This is a genomic window from Fictibacillus sp. 5RED26 (assembly GCF_015903895.1).
Taxonomy (GTDB): Bacteria; Bacillota; Bacilli; order Bacillales; family Fictibacillaceae; genus Fictibacillus; species Fictibacillus phosphorivorans.
The window spans coordinates 77,809-96,183 of record NZ_JACZDU010000001.1 but is presented as its reverse complement, the minus strand read 5'-3'; the positions used below and the strand labels follow the sequence as shown (position 1 = coordinate 96,183).

At 38.6% G+C, this 18,375-nt stretch carries 18 protein-coding genes; 11 read left to right on the top strand and 7 right to left on the bottom strand.

The annotated features are described in order from the left end of the window. Positions 1-107 precede the first annotated feature (107 nt). The 5 genes from IHV10_RS00555 (at position 108) to IHV10_RS00535 (ending at position 5,119) form a co-directional block, all read left to right on the top strand. Positions 108-1,127, top strand: coding sequence for a hypothetical protein (locus IHV10_RS00555; RefSeq protein WP_197126849.1), 1,020 nt, complete (start codon positions 108-110; stop codon positions 1,125-1,127). Further along, positions 1,124-2,056 (top strand): ABC transporter permease subunit, encoded by a 933-nt coding sequence (locus IHV10_RS00550; RefSeq protein WP_197126848.1) that lies wholly within the window; start codon positions 1,124-1,126, stop codon positions 2,054-2,056. The genes IHV10_RS00555 and IHV10_RS00550 overlap by 4 nt, the downstream gene beginning before the upstream one ends. Positions 2,057-2,193: 137 nt before the next feature. Continuing rightward, positions 2,194-3,291 carry an ABC transporter ATP-binding protein gene (locus IHV10_RS00545; protein ID WP_197126847.1) on the top strand — a complete coding sequence of 366 codons (1,098 nt, stop codon included), beginning with the start codon at positions 2,194-2,196 and terminating at the stop codon, positions 3,289-3,291. A 402-nt stretch (positions 3,292-3,693) separates the two neighbouring features. Then, positions 3,694-4,473, top strand: coding sequence for a transporter substrate-binding domain-containing protein (locus tag IHV10_RS00540; protein WP_231619394.1), 780 nt, complete (start codon positions 3,694-3,696; stop codon positions 4,471-4,473). Next, the gene (locus tag IHV10_RS00535) at positions 4,466-5,119 is read left to right on the top strand and encodes an amino acid ABC transporter permease (protein ID WP_197126846.1); all 654 of its coding nucleotides are present in this window, start codon (positions 4,466-4,468) and stop codon (positions 5,117-5,119) included. Before IHV10_RS00540 ends, IHV10_RS00535 begins: the two co-directional genes overlap by 8 nt. A 34-nt stretch (positions 5,120-5,153) precedes the next feature. On the opposite strand, the gene IHV10_RS00530 is transcribed toward IHV10_RS00535, so the two are convergent. Next, a complete protein-coding gene (locus tag IHV10_RS00530; RefSeq protein WP_197126845.1) occupies positions 5,154-5,402 on the bottom strand; it encodes a hypothetical protein in 249 nt (82 codons plus the stop codon). Between the two features lie 73 nt (positions 5,403-5,475). Beyond that, complete coding sequence (locus IHV10_RS00525) at positions 5,476-5,670, bottom strand: alpha/beta-type small acid-soluble spore protein (protein WP_066239924.1); 195 nt, start codon at positions 5,668-5,670, stop codon at positions 5,476-5,478. A 186-nt stretch (positions 5,671-5,856) separates the two neighbouring features. Here IHV10_RS00525 and IHV10_RS00520 point away from each other — a divergent pair, with 186 nt between their 5' ends. Then, on the top strand, positions 5,857-6,165 hold the full coding sequence (locus IHV10_RS00520) for an ArsR/SmtB family transcription factor (RefSeq protein WP_066391336.1): 309 nt from the start codon (positions 5,857-5,859) through the stop codon (positions 6,163-6,165). A gap of 344 nt (positions 6,166-6,509) precedes the next feature. Here IHV10_RS00520 and IHV10_RS00515 read toward each other — a convergent pair whose 3' ends face one another. Further along, positions 6,510-8,027: an aldehyde dehydrogenase family protein gene (locus IHV10_RS00515; RefSeq protein ID WP_197126844.1), complete on the bottom strand. Its 1,518-nt coding sequence runs from the start codon at positions 8,025-8,027 to the stop codon at positions 6,510-6,512. 143 nt (positions 8,028-8,170) lie between these two features. Between IHV10_RS00515 and IHV10_RS00510 the strand changes: the two genes are divergently transcribed. The 4 genes from IHV10_RS00510 to IHV10_RS00495 all read left to right on the top strand — a co-directional run bounded on the left by IHV10_RS00510 (position 8,171) and on the right by IHV10_RS00495 (position 11,591). Beyond that, complete coding sequence (locus IHV10_RS00510) at positions 8,171-8,953, top strand: SDR family NAD(P)-dependent oxidoreductase (protein WP_231619393.1); 783 nt, start codon at positions 8,171-8,173, stop codon at positions 8,951-8,953. A 196-nt stretch (positions 8,954-9,149) separates the two neighbouring features. Next, complete coding sequence (locus tag IHV10_RS00505) at positions 9,150-10,388, top strand: DUF2157 domain-containing protein (RefSeq protein WP_197126843.1); 1,239 nt, start codon at positions 9,150-9,152, stop codon at positions 10,386-10,388. Next, a complete protein-coding gene (locus IHV10_RS00500) occupies positions 10,381-10,902 on the top strand; it encodes a GDYXXLXY domain-containing protein (protein ID WP_197126842.1) in 522 nt (173 codons plus the stop codon). Before IHV10_RS00505 ends, IHV10_RS00500 begins: the two co-directional genes overlap by 8 nt. Before the next feature lie 356 nt (positions 10,903-11,258). Further along, complete coding sequence (locus tag IHV10_RS00495; protein ID WP_197126841.1) at positions 11,259-11,591, top strand: hypothetical protein; 333 nt, start codon at positions 11,259-11,261, stop codon at positions 11,589-11,591. Positions 11,592-11,617: 26 nt separating this feature from the next. Here IHV10_RS00495 and IHV10_RS00490 read toward each other — a convergent pair whose 3' ends face one another. Further along, positions 11,618-12,940 (bottom strand): globin-coupled sensor protein, encoded by a 1,323-nt coding sequence (locus IHV10_RS00490; protein ID WP_197126840.1) that lies wholly within the window; start codon positions 12,938-12,940, stop codon positions 11,618-11,620. A 167-nt stretch (positions 12,941-13,107) separates the two neighbouring features. Between IHV10_RS00490 and IHV10_RS00485 the strand changes: the two genes are divergently transcribed. After that, positions 13,108-13,260 carry a hypothetical protein gene (locus IHV10_RS00485; RefSeq protein WP_197128254.1) on the top strand — a complete coding sequence of 51 codons (153 nt, stop codon included), beginning with the start codon at positions 13,108-13,110 and terminating at the stop codon, positions 13,258-13,260. Between the two features lie 59 nt (positions 13,261-13,319). Here the strand turns inward: IHV10_RS00485 and IHV10_RS00480 are convergent, their stop codons facing one another. The 3 genes from IHV10_RS00480 to ribH all read right to left on the bottom strand — a co-directional run bounded on the left by IHV10_RS00480 (position 13,320) and on the right by ribH (position 18,365). Beyond that, the gene (locus tag IHV10_RS00480; protein WP_197126839.1) at positions 13,320-15,344 is read right to left on the bottom strand and encodes an ABC transporter ATP-binding protein; all 2,025 of its coding nucleotides are present in this window, start codon (positions 15,342-15,344) and stop codon (positions 13,320-13,322) included. A gap of 2 nt (positions 15,345-15,346) precedes the next feature. Further along, positions 15,347-17,104 carry an ABC transporter ATP-binding protein gene (locus IHV10_RS00475; protein ID WP_197126838.1) on the bottom strand — a complete coding sequence of 586 codons (1,758 nt, stop codon included), beginning with the start codon at positions 17,102-17,104 and terminating at the stop codon, positions 15,347-15,349. Between the two features lie 793 nt (positions 17,105-17,897). Continuing rightward, the gene (gene ribH, locus IHV10_RS00470) at positions 17,898-18,365 is read right to left on the bottom strand and encodes a 6,7-dimethyl-8-ribityllumazine synthase (protein ID WP_066239884.1); all 468 of its coding nucleotides are present in this window, start codon (positions 18,363-18,365) and stop codon (positions 17,898-17,900) included. Between the last annotated feature and the right edge of the window lie 10 nt (positions 18,366-18,375).

Here is an 18,375-nt window from a genome sequence, read left to right as displayed (position 1 = left end):
AGCAGGGATGAGAAAATGTCTATTTACAAATAAAGGAATAAATCACCTTATGTCGAATTATTTCTAAAAAATAGAGATAACGTGAGTAACAGGGGGATTCAATTCTAATGAAGTATTTTAAACAACCTTCTTTTTTAATCGGATTAACGATTCTAGTCTTACTTCTTAGTGGGAGTTTTGCCTATTCACTTTTGAAGGAAGAAAGTACTCCGTCAAATATTCTTTATGATGAAAAAGGAAAAATGATTGACCGAGCACCTTTTGAAAGAAGTGCAGATTACCCACTGGGTTCAGATCAATTTGGTAACAATTACGTTTACGTCCTGCTTGAAGGAGCAAAATACACGCTTGGTTTTGTAGTGTTGATCACGATAAGCAGAATGATTTTATCGATCTTAGTATCATTTATTCTTCTCGTGGTTCCTAGCTTTATAAAGAAACTAATCAATAGAATTTCAGAAATTTTTTATTTTGCACCTCTGTCCATTTTTGCTTACCTGCTCATCGCACCAGCTTTAATTGCTTTCAGCTGGAGCTATTCTGACTTTACACAATTTATGATCACTACTTGTGTACTCGTCGTGTTGACTGTGCCCGTCTTATCCGTACAAATTGCGAATGAAATCTCTATCTTATCGAGGGAAGAATTCATTCAACACGCACCTCTTTTAGGAGGTGGAAGGATTCACGTGTTCATGAAGCATATCCTCCCCTGTCTATCACCTAAGCTTCTGCTCTTAACCGTTCAGCAAGCCGGCCAAACCTTAGCTATACTCGCCCATCTTGCTTTTTTAAAAATCTTCGTTGGTGGATTCTCAAAGATTACGTACACACTTCCTGGTGTATCAGGCACACCGGTAACGTATGAAAGAACGTTCTCAGATTCTCATGAATGGGGTGGTTTGATCGTTCAGAACTGGGACTTTTATTATGGAGCTCCAATACTCGTAATCGCTCCCGTATGTTGTTTTGTTCTATGTTCCATCGCTATAAATTTAATGGTCTCCGGCATGACTAAAAGTGAGAATCATTCATCCACAATGCAGAAGAAAAAGATAACGACCTCTGAAGAAACCCTTCCATCAGCTTCATTTCTGCCAGTGAAGAAAGGGAGGCTGAACGCATGATCAAAACGGCTGGAAAGTTACTTTCATTCTTTTTGTTATCTATTTTAGGGATTCTCCTTTTCACTTCACTGCCTGTCCTTATTTATGACTATTCGGTGCTAATGAATAACACTAGATTAATTGATACTGGGCAACTCGATAACAATTCTTTTTTAACAAATAGCATACAGTTTGAACTACACGCGTATTTGCAACAATTAAAATTTACAGTTCAGCAGATCATGGACCTTACACAAACCACCTATTACTCTAACGGGAGTGACTATCAGCTTTTGCCTGCCTTTTTAGAGGTGTATCCCCAATCTTTATCGTTTTTTATGGGAGGGCTTTTAGCCAGTCTCCTAGTTGGGATTAGTTTTGCTGTTATATATATGATCTTTCCATACCACATCAGGTTAATCATCAAAAAAATAATACTTGCGATTGAAACGTTGCCGGATGTCTTTATCATCATCTTAGTACAGCTGACAGTGATCTGGTTTTATAAAACGACCGGGTTACTTATGTTTAACATCGTAAATGTATACAAAACAGAGGCATACTTTTTGCCGATATTCACGATTTCCATACTTCCTACTCTATATGTAACGAAATACTTAATCTTAAGCATGGAAGACGAATCAAATAAGAGTTATATCGAATTCGCAAGAGGAAAGGGTTTAAAAAGCATATATCTTATCATTGTTTATATGTTAAAAAATACAGCTCCTTCTCTTTTTGGACAAACAAAGACCATCTTTTGGATCCTTTTATCAAACCTTTTGATCCTTGAGATTATTTTTAACATCTACGGCATCATGCGTTTTATAGCTGAATATGGTGTAGAAAACCCTCACCTTGCAGCCATATGCATGATCGCTATCTTTCTTCCTTTTTTTATTATTTTTGCAACGGGCAGCCTGCTCATTCGAAAATTAGACCCACGTTAATCTCAAACAGCCTTTTTGTGCACATTGCATAAAGAGGCTGTTTTATTTTAGGCAAGTCGTCCATTTACGATATAGGACATGAAAGCGTAAACTTAAAACATTAAGAAAACGTTTACATCGGAAGGGGATTCATTAAAATGGCAGAAATTAAGTTAAATAACATCGTTAAACGATATGATAACAAAGTAACAGCTGTACATGATTTCAACCTTGATATTTCGGATAAAGAGTTCATCGTATTCGTAGGACCATCTGGTTGCGGTAAATCAACAACTCTTCGTATGATCGCTGGTTTAGAAGAAATTTCTGAAGGTGATCTAATCATCGATGAGCGCGTTGTAAACGACGTAGCTCCAAAAGATCGTGACATCGCGATGGTTTTCCAAAACTATGCCCTGTATCCTCATATGAACGTTTATGACAACATGGCATTCGGACTTAAACTAAGAAAGTTCAGTAAAGAAGAAATTGAAAAGCGTGTTAAAGAAGCAGCACGTATTCTCGGTCTTGAGCAATACTTGGATCGTAAACCAAAAGCACTTTCAGGTGGACAACGTCAACGTGTTGCACTAGGGCGTGCAATCGTTCGTGATGCAAAAGTATTCTTAATGGATGAGCCTTTATCAAACCTTGATGCGAAACTTCGTGTTCAGATGCGTGCCGAGATTACAAAGCTTCACCAACGCCTGCAAACGACTACGATCTATGTAACGCATGACCAAACAGAAGCGATGACAATGGCAACACGTATCGTTGTTATGAAAGACGGACGTATCCAGCAAGTTGGATCTCCGAAAGAAGTATACGATACGCCTGAGAACATCTTCGTTGGCGGATTTATCGGTAGCCCTGCTATGAACTTCTTGAACGGTACCCTTGAAGACGGATTCTTCAAAGTGGGTGACACGAAGATTGCTGTTCCTGGTGGAAAAATGAAGATTCTTCAAGAAAAAGGCTACAACAACAAAGATGTTGTTCTAGGTATTCGTCCTGAAGATATTCATGACGAGCCTGTATTCCTAGAGTCTTCTTCAAACACGAAGATTGAAGCGAAGATCGACGTTGCTGAACTTATGGGTGCTGAAACATTCTTATACTCTACAGTTAGCGGTCAAGATTTTATCGCACGTGTAGATTCTCGTACAGACATTCGCAACGGTCAGAACATCTCCTTAGCGTTTGATATGAACAAATCACATTTCTTTGATAAAGAAACAGAACTACGTATTCGTTAATTCATATGTTTGCAAAAAGCTCTGCTTGATTAAGCAGAGCTTTTTGTTGTCCATTTTTTTGACTACCTAGCATTAAAATATGGAATTTCATGTGATGCAACTATACTTTTATATGATAGCACTTAATTTTTATATGATCGTCCACTAAAATTATGTGATCATGTCTTCTTTTTATGTGATCATGCCTCCTTTTTATGTGATCATGTCTTCTTTTTATGTGATCATGCCTCCTTTTTATGTGATCATGTCTTCTTTTTATGTGATAATGTGTACTCACAAAAAAATCCGCTGTTATTTTTTTCTTTATCGGGGAAAATGTTAAATGATTGACGAAATCGTCGTTCGTTTATACAATAAATTCTATAAAAATTGTCGGGATTACCCTGACGAGGAGGACTTCAATTGAAAAACACATTTAAATTCCTGTCAGCTCTCGCCCTTTCTGTCATTCTTTTGTCAGCATGCGGAAATTCAGACGAGTCAAAATCAGGTTCAGGTTCAGATAAAAAAGTACTTACGATTGGTACGGAAGCTACATATCCACCTTTCTCATATCGTGATAAAAAGACAAATGAAATCACAGGCTATGACGTTGAAGTAGCTAAGGAAGTAGCTAAACGCCTTGAGATGGAGCCAAAGTTTGTAGCAACAGAATGGAAGAACATGTTTACTTCGCTAGACTCCAAACGATTTGATCTTGTAGCGAACCAAGTAACGATTACAGATGAAAGAAAAGCTAAATATGATTTCTCTACTCCTTATACCGTTTCTGGCGGACAAGTTATCGTCAACAAAGACAACAAAGACATTAAAGGGATTGAAGATCTAAAGGGCAAAGTAGTAGGGACGACTCAAGGGAGTAACTATGCTGCTGAAGCTGAAAAAGCTGGCGCAAAAACAAAGTTCTATAAAGGTGCTGCTCAAGTATTAACAGATCTTGATGTTAATCGCGTAGATGCTGCGATGAATGATCAGCTTTTTATCCTGACAGAATTAAAGAAAACAGATTATAACGTTAAAGCTGTTGGTGAGCCTTTTAACGAAAACGAAATGGCATTTGCATTCCGAAAAGATGACAAAGATTTAATTAAAGACGTAAACAAAGCGCTTGAAGAAATGAAGAATGACGGTACACTGAAAAAGCTCTCCGAAAAATATTTTGGAGAAAACGTAAGTGAATAACTTATCTGAAATTCTGATCAACTCCCTCCCCTATTTACTGGAGGGAGCTGTTTTTACTATCGTCATAAGTCTTGTTTCGATTTTCGGAGCGCTCATTTTCGGATTGGTCGTTGCTTTATGCAGGATGTCATCGAATAAATTCTTGTCAGGGATTGCTAAGGGGTATATTTCTTTCTTCAGAGGAACGCCATTATTAATTCAATTATTAATTCTTTATAACGGTTTCACGTTTATTTATGTACCCGAAGGATGGCAGGCAGCGCTCGCTGGACTCATACTTCATTTTAGTGCCTATATTGCAGAATCCTATCGTGGGGCTATTCAGTCGATCGAAAAAGGGCAATGGGAAGCCGCTTTTTCACTTGGAATGAACAAATACCTTACGTATAAAGAAGTCATTCTCCCACAAGCATGGAGAATTTCTATTCCATCCGTTTGGAATTCATTGATTGATATTGTTAAGGCCTCTTCGTTAGCCTCTGTAATTACCGTACCAGAGCTAACCTTGATGGCAGATCAGATCAGTGCGTCACAACTAATCGTACTGCCCGTTCTACTTGAGGCTGCAGTCATCTATTGGATTTTAACTTCCCTTCTGGACGGCCTTCGAGTATTACTTGAAAGAAGAATTAAAATTAGCCAATAATCCTTCATGTCTTTATAAGATATGAAGGTTTTTTCTATTCCCACTCACCAATAAAAAAAAGAACTTCTTGATGACAAGCATCACAGTAAAACACGTGTGGGCATTGGCTCTCTTTGAAATTATTCGGATAACCATCTTCAAGCTTCAGTTCATCTACTTCCATATAGGGACTGTAATCATCGAAATAGTCACTCACTCTTCCCTGATCTTGAACCGCTCTTCCGCATTCTGGACAGCGAACGTTTATGGTGTGAAAGTTATTGCATATTGGACACATCGCCATCACTATCAACTCCTGTATGATTTAAAAAAGGGAGTGGATTCCTCCACCCCCTTTGTATCAACTACGAGCTAAGTTAGCGATTACCGCCACTTAACTGTTGCTGACCCATTGCGACTAAACGTTTAGTCATTTCCCCACCAACCGAGCCATTCGCACGAGCAGTTGTATCTGGGCCAAGTGTAACACCGAACTCAGATGCGATCTCATATTTCATTTGATCAATTGCTTGCTGTGCTCCTGGGACAACCAATTTGTTTCTTCTTGCCATGTGTTTCACCCCCTTGCACTTATTGTGTATCTCACCGAGTTCTATATTCGCTCTAGTCATTGGCAATTTATAGCGTTGTTCCCACTACAAATCGGTAAGATATTCAAAAAGGTTGTCTAGTTGGTTTATACTGAATTATAGTAAGATGAAATCATGTGATGATTATGAAAAAGTTGGTGAAATAATATGTCAAATGAATATGCAGTAGAGATGTTCAGAAAAACAATTCCTTTGTTTCAAGCATTAGGTGATCCTGTCAGACAAGACCTTGTACTGCTTTTAGCGGAAACAGATAAAATGAATGTAACGGATATTGCCAGTCAATCTCCTATGTCACGGCCAACCGTCTCCCATCACTTAAAAATATTACGAGAAGCTGGAATTGTGGGGACTGAGAAAAAAGGGAAAGAGATTTTTTATTTCTTAACTCTTGATCAGACCGTAGTTCAGCTCAAACAGCTCATTCACATTATTGAAGAGGAATGTATTCTTTAGATTTTTTATTTTTATTCACTGTTGTACTTGATAGTAGTTGATTTCCGCTACAGGTTGCACGCTTTCCATGGGGCGACCGGTGAGCCCCTTGCCACTCCGCGCCCTTAAGGGTCTCACCTGACCGCTCGTCCCATAGGAGTCGGCAACCTTCCGCTCCAATCAACAATGCAGAAGTGAGAAAAAACATTCAAAGTAACTAATGTGAAAGGCTAATAAAAAAAGCGATTCAGCATGGTTGTTATTGCTGAATCGCTTTTTTGTTTTGAATAAACTGTAAAGAAAAGATGGAAAGCGAGCATCTGTAAAACTGCATTCAAAAGCAACTTGCAAAACAAAAATAACCCCTATTTTTTCCGAAGTTGTTTAATGCTTGAACGCATCAATTCCACCCTTTGTTTACTGTTTGAGAAATAGGCTTTGATCAATGTTCTTATTCTTGAGTACTTCTTTTCATATGGGTACCAATTTATCTCTCGTTTTTTGATTCCCGCATCTTTCATCACTGACATCTGACGGGTAAAAGTAAACAAGCCTTCGTCTCCATGATACCTGCCTATCCCGCTGTTTTTTACTCCACCAAATGGAAGATGCGGATTTGCTACTGAAACGAGTACATCATTAATCACCGCACTGCCTGTTACAAGCTTTGATGTCACACGGTTCGCTTTTTTAGCATCCTTTGTCCATACACTTGCGTTCAAACCAAACTCAGTGCTGTTCGCTTTTTCGATCGCTTCTTCCTCTGTTGAGAAGGATATCACAGGCAGTACTGGTCCAAACGTTTCTTCTTTAACGATTTTCATATCTTCCGTAACATTCGTTAAGATCATTGGTTCCAAATACATGCTTTCTCCCCACTGATCTGGGTCTTTGCCAGTAAGCAGAAGAGCTCCTTTCTCTAATGCATCCTTCACATGATTTTTTATGATCTCTTTTTGATGAGGAAAAGTTAAAGAGCCAATATCTTCACCAAGCTTCAGTTTCTTCGTTTCTTCTACAAGCCGGTCGATAAATTCTCCATGAATGGCATGCTGCACATACACTCTTTCAATCGACATGCAAACTTGTCCTGCATTCGTAAATGCTCCCCAAACTGCACCGTTCACTGCTCTTATCATGTGAGCATCTTCAAATACAATCATTGGATCTTTTCCGCCAAGCTCAAGGGTATAAGGAATAAAGCTCTTGCTTGCTTCAATACCAATATTCCGTCCTGTCTCAACAGATCCTGTGAAGAAAATGCCATCTGGCGTTCCAGAAACCAAAGCTTGTCCCAATTCTTTTCCGCCATGCGCAACTTGAAGAACATTTTTCGGCAGATTCACTTCTCTCGCAATTTTTTCAATCAACAACCCAATCGTAGGTGTGACCTCAGAAGGTTTTACAATAACAGAATTCCCTGCGATCAGTGCCGAGATTACAGGTGTCATCGATAGTTGAAAAGGATAGTTCCATGGTGAGATGACTAGTACTGTTCCAAGAGGAAAATAATCTACATATGAAGATTTACCTAAAAAAAGAATCGGTGTGGAAACCTTATTCCTCTCTAAAATTCTTGGTGCGCGCTTTTCATAATGCGCGATGATATCAATTACTGGCATAAGATCTGCTGTTAAAGCTTCTGTCTTCACTTTTCCAGTCGCAGCACAAATTTCATCTACGATCTCATCCATGTTATCTAATAGATGCTGCTTTATCTTTTTTATAAACGTTAATCGAGTTTCTAACGAACGGGTGGACCAATATTGGAAAGCAGCAGAAGCTTTCTCATACATTTCAGGAATGTGATTTTCTCCCGTTTCTAACCACTGATCAATGGTTTCGCCTGTTGCAGGATGTTTTGCAATCATTACATTTTTCATTTAAGCGCACCTCCTTTGTCAAAATTTTCATATTTCTTTCATCATACCTTTTTTGATGAGTTCATGTTTATTTATTTTAAAAGATATGTTATCATGTTGATATTCTTAAACATATAAACACGATATAAGAAAGGATGTTTCTTATGATAAATAATAAAATTGCACTCATTACAGGAGCCTCAAGCGGCATTGGTCTTGAATTTGCCGATCTCTTTGCGAAGGACGGTTATCATTTAGTGCTTACAGCTAGAAATGAGTCAAAGCTTAATGAGATTGCTGAACAGATGTCTAAAAAATACGGTATTTCAGTAACGGTAATTGCAAAAGATTTAAGCCTAACAGACGCTGCAGAAGAACTGACAGCAGAGATCATTGCAAAAGGTATTGAGGTTGATGTTCTCATCAACAATGCAGGATTCGCTGCTTACGGACCATTTAACGAGACATCATGGAAAGATGAAAAAGATATGATACAAGTAAACATAACGGCTCTTACAACACTGACAAAACAGCTTCTTCCCGGAATGATTAAGCGTAATCGAGGTAAAATCTTAAATGTTGCCTCGACTGCAGCTTTTCAACCTGGACCATTAATGGCTGTCTATTACGCAACAAAGGCTTATGTACTTTCCTTCTCAGAAGCCATCAATTATGAATTACGTCATACCGATGTTAGCGTTACAGCTCTTTGTCCTGGTGCTACAGCTACAAACTTCGAAAAACGTGCAAGCCTTGAATCATCTCGCTTGTTTCAATCTGGTGCGATGAATGCGAGCGACGTTGCGCGGTCGGGCTATAAAGCATTGATGTCTAAAGATTCATTGTCGATTCCAGGATTTAAAAATAAAGCATTAGCTAACATCGTTCGATTCTTGCCTCGAAAGACCGTTTTAAAAATCGTGCATTATGTACAAGACAAAAAATAAATGTAATAATTTGAGAACAGCTTATGATAGCTGTTCTTTTTTATGCACCTCATCTACACATAAGAATTCGTATACTCTTTTCAATTTATTGCTTGATAACATCATTTTCGTTGTGTAATATTACACTAAAAGAGAATATTGGTGTTTCGTCCTGTTTTAAAAGGACTTTACATATACATGAATTGAGGTGGTAAACATGAACAAACAATGGATAAGAAAAGAAGGTCAAAAATGGATCGCTGACAACATCATCACTGAAGATCAGTTGGATTTAATCACTGCAAGATACCCTGATTCCGAAGACAAGCGAAAAGTTACTGGTATATTACCTATTTTAGCCAGTATATTAATCGGCATCGGAATCTTATCTTTCATCGCTTCAAATTGGGGAGAAATCTCACCAATTGCCAGACTAACCTTACTTATCGTGTTTATGCTCGGATTTTATTTTTCTGGTGAAAGGTATTTAAAAGCTGGCCATCATTCATTAGGTACTTCTCTTAACCTTCTTGGGATCATTACATTTGGAGCAAGCATCATTCTTTTAGGTCAGACTTTTCACTTGAATGCTGTCGATGCTCGATTATTCGTTTTTTGGAGCCTGCCTGCCGTTTTTTATTTATTCAGGGATCGTAACAAGCTCTATTTCTTCCTTCTTGGACTATTAACAGTCGGAGGACAGCTTTACAGTATAAATGAATTCCAAAGCTTTAGTTATCTTTTATTTATTCTTTTTACATTAGCTGTTGGAGGCTTTGTTTTCTTATATCCAACCATTCAAAAGTCTTGGATACTTACGATTGGATTCAGTATTCAAGTCCTAATGTTTATTATGGTTAAAGATATTAATCTACTCTGGTTTTTCTTATTTGGATTCGCCTTATTCACAAGCGGACTATGGGTTGATAAGGACGTATTTAAACAACCGTTTAATCGCCTAGGAACACTCATTGGCTTTGGTTTTGCTTACGGATTATATTTCTTGCTTACAAATGAATTTTCTTCTGATTTCGAGCTGCCTCATTCTTATGTGTACATTCCTGTATTGATCATCCTATTCGCTTTATCAATCATCGGAAAACGTCAGGAGAATTTATATTTGCATGCTTGGGAACTATTAATTTTCCTACCGTTCTTTTACTTGGTCAAAGTGACGGATCCATTAATAGTTGGCATCCTTTATTTGATCATCATGTTCGTATTTTCAGGATTCAAGCTTGCAGAAGGCTATCGTAACGAAAGTCGTTCGCAAATCAATTTTGGAATCGTACTGTTTTTACTCGTATGCTTAATGGGATACTTCAACCTGGCGTGGTCCTTTATGCCAAAGTCGATATTCTTCTTATTTGGCGGAGTTCTTTTGTTCATACTAAATGCGTTTCTTCAACGTAAGAAAAAGCAGATCTTAAAGAACGGAGGTCCGCATCATGATTAAAAAAAGAGGTTGGATGATCGCTGCCGTTCTGCAAGTTTTATTTTTAATCTTTATCGCAGGAAGCTATTACAGCATCGATTATTTTGGAAAAGAGATTAAGATTAAGACTGTTCCCGTCGATCCTCGAGATCTTTTGTATGGTGACTATGTGACACTTCGTTATGATATCAGCACAGCTCCCCTCAAAAGCTATAAAGGAGATGCAGCAAAACTCGATCGGGGTGAGCAAAAAGCTTATGTAGTTCTACAGGCAAACAAAGATGGTTATTATGTGGTTAAGAATGTTTATTCAGAAAAGCCAGATGTAACGGGTGATCAGGTTGTGTTAACTGCAAAAGCTGAAAAAGTCTGGGGAGCAGGTTCAATTGATAATATTCAGCTTACCTACGGATTCGAACGCTATTATGTGCAGGAGAACACGGGAAAAGAACTTGAACAACAAGCAAAAGACATGGATGTAATTATAAGTGTTGCACCTTGGGGAGCTCATAAGATCGTTGAGCTGAAACCTTAAATGCTGAATGACTCATAAAAAGCTGAAAAAGCTTTTTATGAGTTTTTTTTCGTTTAATGCTGGAAGGTGTTTGTCGAATATCGGATAAATAATTTTATCTACGGAATTATCTAGGATTACCTCGTATAAAAATCGGTTTACCACGTAATTAAAAGAGATTACCTCGTAATGAGTGCCACTGTCCTCCTCTTATGGACATTTCATTCCACAATGTCCTGCAGATACACACTACAGCATTCCTACTACAGCGTTCGTCAGCTAACAATTCTCTTTCATAATTTTTTATATCTTATTACTCATTATTCTTCGGTTTAAGTTTGTGGATTACGGGAAAATTGAATAATGAGGTGAAAACAATGTCAGATACTAAAATTATCGAACTAAAAGATGTACTAAATGGGTGGGCTGGTAACCAGATTTCTATACGTAAAGAAGAAGCAGGAGATCTAGATCAAATCAGAATCTCACTAGATAAAGTAACCTTTGAACAAAGAGACGCACATGACGACTATTTAGGTGACCACATATTGTTTTTACACGGTACAGCTTATGCAGCTGAAGAAGGTTCACAAGTAGAGCTGCCGACAATTACGTATGAAATACCGATCGATGGAATTAATGATATTCGAACCGACGATAACATCGTCTCATTCGAAACCAATAGAGGACAATATGTTATCAATAAATAAAGAAGGGATCCCGAGGGATCCCTTCTTTATTCTTGTTGCATACTTTTTGTAACGTCTGTTAACGAATCTGCTGAGACCGCGATCTGACCAACAGCATGACTAAGTTCTTCTATAACTTCAGCCATCACTTCTACTTCTTTTTCTAGCTTTCCGCTTCGATCTGTACTCTCATCCATCTTGGAGAGAATCGCTACAAAGAAATCTGATATTTCGGTAGCTTCACTTACACTATCGTTTATATATTGGTGAATACTTTCAACGGATGTAGTTACAGCTTCTATGCGTTTATGTGTATTTTTTACAAGTTCTGAAACACCTGAAACAGAAGTCTTTGTTTGGTCTGCTAACTTTCTAACTTCATGAGCTACGACAGAGAATCCTTTTCCAGCTTCCCCCGCTCTAGCTGCTTCTATCGCTGCGTTAAGGGATAGAAGGTTCGTCTGTTCCGCAATCGCTGTTACGATATCGACAACATCGTTAATTTTTACTGTTGCTTGTTCCAAATTGATCAATTCAGCTGTAATCTGCTTTGATTGGTCTTTTACTTTCAGTATCATTTGCTGATGATCGTCTAGTTTATTCTTACCTGCTAACGAATTATTGGATACCTCTACAGCTGATTCTGCTGTGTTCTTTGCAAAAACAACCACTTCATCCGCTTTTGATGTTAACTCTTCTAGAGCTGCACTCGTCTCTTCTGAGATACTCGCTAGTTCTTCCACAGAATCCCCAACTGAAACCGCAATCTGCTTTTTTTGCTCTTCATGCTGTTCTCTCTGTTTTACTTGCTCTAGTTCAAATGCTTCTAAGACAATCTGCTGCTCAAAATTCAAAATCTTCGTTACTGCTTTAACGGCAAGCTGATACTCATTTTTATCTTGAATATGTTTGTCCAAAATAGACAAAAAGGAAAGCAGCATGTCCTGAAAAGAACAGATATACCATTTCGGCTGCAAACCGATTTTAAAATGGATGCGAGCAATCACTTTTCTTTGCTCTATGTATGCTGTATCAATAACCCCATTAAACATTTCTTGTATATGTTTGATCAACGTCACTTGAAGCTTATTAACTGAACTGTGTTTTTGAATAATTTCCATCAAGCCAGGAACATGTTCAATGTTTTTATAAAATTGGTTCACGATCTCTTCTATATTCTCAGAGAGCAACGGTTTGATCGAGCGAATAATCCGTAAATCTTCAACTGTTAATGAAATCATATTCAATTGCTTTTGCCATTCACTGTTAGGAGATACTAAAATTTTCACGTCTTCTTTAAAATTCTCAGTTGGATCAAGCACTTCTGCTTTACTTTTCTTTTTTGTTAAGATGCTTAAAATAGATGCCATTTCGACTTCCTTCTTTCTTGATCATCAGTTACATTTCATCCATTATCATGCAATTACATGCGACTATACGCTCATTTTATTGATTCATATGTTTTATCGACTTCTTTACGGGAATCTTTTACTAAACAAAAATATTTTTAAAAAAAATGAAAAGAGGAGTGATTCACATGTGGAAAAAGAAATGGGCAGCCGGAACATTGGCAGCAATGTTAACGTTAGGTGGATTAACTGCTTGCGGTGACGGCGTTGACCAAGACAACGGTGTAGACGATGGCGAACAAAACGATGAGATGGATGAAAAAAATAAAGAAGAAGGATGATAAGCAGCCTTCTTAAAAATATCAAAAAAAAAAGGAGCCCATTAGGCTCCTTTTAGCGTTTAACTTACTGCTCTTGTTTCCGTTTTTCCTTGTTGAAGCTGGTACATCTGGAAGTATCGTCCCTTTTCTTTCATCAGGTCTTCATGACTGCCACGTTCTACGATCACACCACGGTCGAGAACGAGAATTTGATCCGCACTCTTAATCGTAGAAAGTCTATGAGCAATAATGAAAGTGGTCCTTCCTCTCTTCAGGACATCTAGTGCCTCTTGAATCACAGCTTCTGTTTCTGTATCAATACTTGCCGTTGCTTCATCAAGTATTAAGATAGCTGGATTGTAAGCTAGCGCTCTTGCAAAAGAGATTAATTGTCTCTGACCGGATGAAAGGGTACTTCCTTTTTCAATAACCGGCTCATCTAATCCTTTAGGCAAGTTGTTGATAAATGGCATCGCGCCTACATCGGTGAGTGCCTTTTCAACTTGTTCCCGCGTGATCTCAGGATTATCCAAGCTCACGTTGGATGCAATCGTTCCTGTGAACAAGAAAGGATCTTGCAAGACGATACCCATATGCTGTCGAAGCTCCTGTTTAGATAGCTTCATAATGTCTTGGCCATCGATCATGATTTTTCCCTGTTTGATGTCATAGAATCGGAATAATAGATTCATGATAGAGCTTTTACCAGAACCAGTGTGACCGACAAGTGCCACCGTCTCACCTTGGTTTGCTTCGAAAGCTATATTTTTAAGGACTGGTTCCCCTTCTACATAACTGAACGTAACATCTTGAAACTCAACATTTCCTTTGTAACGTTCAATCTCTGTCTCCGTCACTTTCTGTCCTGGCTCATCCATCAGAACGAATACTCGCTCTGCAGATACTAGTGCCTGCTCAAGCTGTGCAAGCTGATTAACCATACCTGTTACCGGATGGAACATACGGTTTAAATAATCAACAAAGGCGTATAGCACACCGATCGAAATAACAGAACCTACACCGAGTGCCTGACCTGCAAAATGCCAGATGAATGCCATAAACGCAAGGTTCTTTAATAACAACACAAGGTTATGTCCCGTCATCGCGTTAAGACTTAACAGCTTGTTTTGAAAGGTGAAGTATTCTTTATTCATCTTTTCAAATTCTTCAGAAGTCTCTTTTTGGCGCTTAAATGCTTGAATGATTGTCATACCGTTGATCGATTCGTTTATCATTCCGTTAATATCACTAAGCGTAGAACGAATTCTATGATTGTATTTAGACGCGAATTTCCTGTATACGATGATCCAAACGACGAGGATCGGTACAAGAATCAAACAGATCGTTGCAAGCTTAGGATCAAGCAAGAACAACGCGATGAAAATTCCCGTCAGATAGATGATTCCTGTAAAAAAGTTAGCTAGTACGTTAATGAATAATTCCTTGATCGCTTCCGTATCATTCGTAATACGAGAAACGATTTTCCCAGCAGGCTGATTATCAAAATATGTGATCGCTACACGCTGAACGTGGGCGAATACATCTTGACGAATCTTCTTGATAACCAGATTTGACGAGCGCTGCAGCATATAGCGCTGACCATACTGAAAGAATGATGCAAAAACGAGAAGGCCCAAGTAAATCATAGTCAGTTTCATGATTCCCGCTATTTCTGGCTTATAAAAAGCAAATGTTTCACTCGTACTGAGTTTATCTGCCGAATAGGTTTCTGATTTTCCTTTAAAAGAAATCGTCACTTCTCCGTTACTCGCTTTTCGTTCCCCATCAAAAGATATTTTGTTTGGTACAACAAAATAGTCTCGTTTCACTTGTATAACTCGTATTTCTTTTCCTTTATCTTCTCCTGGATCAAAATGATCACTTCGTTTATACCAGTTTCCATCGTATTTCACTGCTGCTTTTTCTTCATTATCTACTTGATGCCACGGCCTTTCGATCCCAAGAATATGGTCATCGATCATCGTCTTTGCGATAAACGGTCCGGTCAGCTCCGCCCCAATGGCAACGGTCAGCATCAGAAGCCCGAGAATAAAGTTCTTTTTATAGTGAAGTGCGTATTGAAACAGGCGTTTTCCAACGTTCATGGCTACACCGCCTTATTATCATTTAAGTTTTGTTCGATCTGCTGACGTTCGTGCTGTTCTTTATACCAGCCATCTCTAGCTATTAAATCCTCATGTCTGCCTTCATCAACGATCGCTCCGTCATCAATAACGATGATCCAGTCTGCGTGTTCAACTGCAGACAGTCGGTGTGTTGTTATAAAAGTTGTTTTCCCAGCGCGTTCTTTACGGATGTTACCGATGATTGAAGTCTCCGTCTTCGCATCAACAGCAGAAAGCGCATCATCTAATATCAAAATTTCTGGATCCACACATAATGCTCGTGCAATAGACACACGCTGCTTCTGTCCTCCTGATAACGCCACACCTTTTTCACCTACGAGCGTGTTCAATCCTTCAGGAAGGTGCTGAACATCTTTTCTAAAGGACGCCATCTCCATAACATGATTCAATTTATCAACACCTGCCGTGCTATTCCCAAACAGGATATTTTCCTCCACCGTTTTGGAGAAAAGAATAGCATCCTGCGGTACGTATCCGATCCATCCTTGTAGATCTTCTAAAGCGATATCTTCAATGCCCACACCAGAGAACGAAATATTCCCTTTTCCAGCTGGATACTCTCTTAAAAGCTGTTTAAGAAGTGTTGTTTTTCCGCTTCCTGTTCGGCCAACGATCCCAAGCGTTGCTCCCTTTTCCACCTTAACGTTGATGTTTTTTAAGTTATCTGTTTCAGAAGAAGGATAACGGAAAGTCACATCTTCAAATGCTATTGTTCCTGGATCTTTTAATGGGACAAGGTCTTCTGCGTTTTTTACATCAGGTTCATAGCTAAGCGTTTCATTAACACGATCAAGTGATGCACTTCCACGTTCCATAATATTAATGAGCTCACCGATCGCGATCATCGGCCAGATCAGCATGCCCAAGTACACGTTGAACGTAACAAGCTCACCAAGTGTGATCGTCTTATGAAAGACCATGTATGCTCCATATCCTAAACCGATCAAATAACTCATTCCTACTAATACTTTTATCGTTGGCTCGAACAAGGCGTCAATTCTCGATACAGCCAAGTTCTTTTCAAATACATCTTCTGTTACCTTATTGAAGCGTGCTACATCTTCTTCTTCCTGAACATAAGCACGAATAACACGTACTCCTTGAATGCTTTCAAGAACTGAATCGTTCATTTCTCCAAAGGCATCTTGGGCAACGGTAAAACGCTGATGTACTTTTTTTCCGTATTTTTTAATAATAAACGCGATGATCGGCAGTGGAATAAGCGCTGCAAACGTCAATTTCCAACTGATCATGAATCCCATCACAAACAGGATCGTTAACATGAACAAACTCGAATCTACAAGTGTTAAAATTCCGAATCCTGCAGTCATAGAGATTGCTTTTAAATCGTTTGTAGCACGTGCCATCAGATCTCCTGTTCGATTTTTCTCAAAAAATGTAGGAGTCATCTTTAATAAGTGACGCATAAAACTTGATCGCATCGAACGCTCGATAATAAAAGCGCCTCCAAAAAGCTGATACATCCAGATGTACATCGTAATGTACATCGAAATTAGGACAGCTACAAAGATTCCAAGAGTCCGCATCATGTCTTCTTTTGTGATCGTGCCCATATGAATGGAGTCAATAATATTACCGATGAGTTTCGGTGGGATGATCTCAATGATCCCAACACCAGTCAGCAGCACTACCGCAACCGTGTAACGTATCCAATGTTTCTTAAAAAACCAAGCTAATTTTCCTAAAACTGAAAACATAATGTCTCTCCTCTCGATCTACCATCCTCTTAAACAGTTGTTTAACGAAGCTACCCAAAAAGTGTATGATCCTTGCGTTCTAGCCACACATTAAATGATTTTCTTTTCATTTTTTCTCCTCCTATTGTTTCGTGAATCTATTGCAAAAAGAAGATTGACTCTTCTGTGCAAACGAAAATAAAAAAGCATACCATTCGAACTCGGTATGCTTAAAATCACAAAAAAACACACGTCACGACTGGGGTGACCTGCGTACAAACATGTATGTAGAAAAGGCAGATATATAGATTGATAATCCTAATACATCTCTTCCGGCAGGCCATGGTATGAAATTGTAGAGTCATCGTTGATTACAACAGTGACCGCAATTTGAGTAACAATCATTTCTTTCACCATGACACAACCATCCTTTCCATAATTTTGTAGTTTGTAACTTTGGTAATCTTAACACTATTCTAATAACTATGTCAATTGCTTTTGGATATGCTTAAAATTATTTAAAACGCTATTAATTTTTGCTTTAGAAGAGTGCTTGAAGTGAGGTTGCCGCTTCAATCTACAGCGTTTTCGTATGTACCTATCATTATTTACTTTCAATCCAGAAGTTTTCACTTTCAATCCACGAGTTTTTGCTCTCAATCCACGAGTTTTCACACTTAATCCACGAGTTCATGCTCTCAATCCAAAAGTTATCCACGAGTCGACACCCCTCGACAAACTCGCAAATCATCGGTTTATAAAACATACAAAAACCCGTCACTAAAAAAGTGACGGGCTTTCACACACATACAATTTATCCTAACTGACGCGTTAAGTTTGCCATTTCAATAGCTGACACAGCAGCTTCCCAGCCTTTGTTTCCTGCTTTCGTTCCTGCACGCTCAATCGCTTGTTCAATTGAATCCACTGTCAAGACGCCAAAGATTACAGGAACACCGCTCGTCATGGATGCTTGAGCGACTCCTTTCGCTGCCTCATTACATACGTAATCAAAGTGCGGAGTGGATCCGCGGATAACTGCTCCTAACGTAATCACAGCATCATAGTTACCGCTATCTGCCATCTTTTTAGCGATCAGCGGTATCTCAAACGCTCCAGGTACCCAAGCGATATCTACATCATCTTCAGAAATACCATGTCTCTTGAATGCATCTTGTGCACCTGAAACTAATTTATCTGAAATAAAGTCATTAAAACGTCCTGCTACGATACCTACTTTTAATCCTGTACCAACTAAATGTCCTTCAAATAATTTTGCCATGACTATTCCT

What these genes read in the sequence shown, in the direction of transcription:
- IHV10_RS00550 (WP_197126848.1), top strand. Translation starts at nt 1,124, where the DNA reads ATGATCAAAACGGCTGGAAAGTTACTTTCATTCTTTTTGTTATCTATT.
- IHV10_RS00525 (WP_066239924.1), bottom strand. Translation starts at nt 5,670, where the DNA reads ATGGCAAGAAGAAACAAATTGGTTGTCCCAGGAGCACAGCAAGCAATT.
- IHV10_RS00555 (WP_197126849.1), top strand. Translation starts at nt 108, where the DNA reads ATGAAGTATTTTAAACAACCTTCTTTTTTAATCGGATTAACGATTCTA.
- IHV10_RS00505 (WP_197126843.1), top strand. Translation starts at nt 9,150, where the DNA reads ATGAACAAACAATGGATAAGAAAAGAAGGTCAAAAATGGATCGCTGAC.
- IHV10_RS00530 (WP_197126845.1), bottom strand. Translation starts at nt 5,402, where the DNA reads ATGGCGATGTGTCCAATATGCAATAACTTTCACACCATAAACGTTCGC.
- ribH (WP_066239884.1), bottom strand. Translation starts at nt 18,365, where the DNA reads ATGGCAAAATTATTTGAAGGACATTTAGTTGGTACAGGATTAAAAGTA.
- IHV10_RS00490 (WP_197126840.1), bottom strand. Translation starts at nt 12,940, where the DNA reads ATGGCATCTATTTTAAGCATCTTAACAAAAAAGAAAAGTAAAGCAGAA.
- IHV10_RS00475 (WP_197126838.1), bottom strand. Translation starts at nt 17,104, where the DNA reads ATGTTTTCAGTTTTAGGAAAATTAGCTTGGTTTTTTAAGAAACATTGG.
- IHV10_RS00485 (WP_197128254.1), top strand. Translation starts at nt 13,108, where the DNA reads ATGTGGAAAAAGAAATGGGCAGCCGGAACATTGGCAGCAATGTTAACG.
- IHV10_RS00520 (WP_066391336.1), top strand. Translation starts at nt 5,857, where the DNA reads ATGTCAAATGAATATGCAGTAGAGATGTTCAGAAAAACAATTCCTTTG.
- IHV10_RS00495 (WP_197126841.1), top strand. Translation starts at nt 11,259, where the DNA reads ATGTCAGATACTAAAATTATCGAACTAAAAGATGTACTAAATGGGTGG.
- IHV10_RS00480 (WP_197126839.1), bottom strand. Translation starts at nt 15,344, where the DNA reads ATGAACGTTGGAAAACGCCTGTTTCAATACGCACTTCACTATAAAAAG.
- IHV10_RS00500 (WP_197126842.1), top strand. Translation starts at nt 10,381, where the DNA reads ATGATTAAAAAAAGAGGTTGGATGATCGCTGCCGTTCTGCAAGTTTTA.
- IHV10_RS00545 (WP_197126847.1), top strand. Translation starts at nt 2,194, where the DNA reads ATGGCAGAAATTAAGTTAAATAACATCGTTAAACGATATGATAACAAA.
- IHV10_RS00515 (WP_197126844.1), bottom strand. Translation starts at nt 8,027, where the DNA reads ATGAAAAATGTAATGATTGCAAAACATCCTGCAACAGGCGAAACCATT.
- IHV10_RS00510 (WP_231619393.1), top strand. Translation starts at nt 8,171, where the DNA reads ATGATAAATAATAAAATTGCACTCATTACAGGAGCCTCAAGCGGCATT.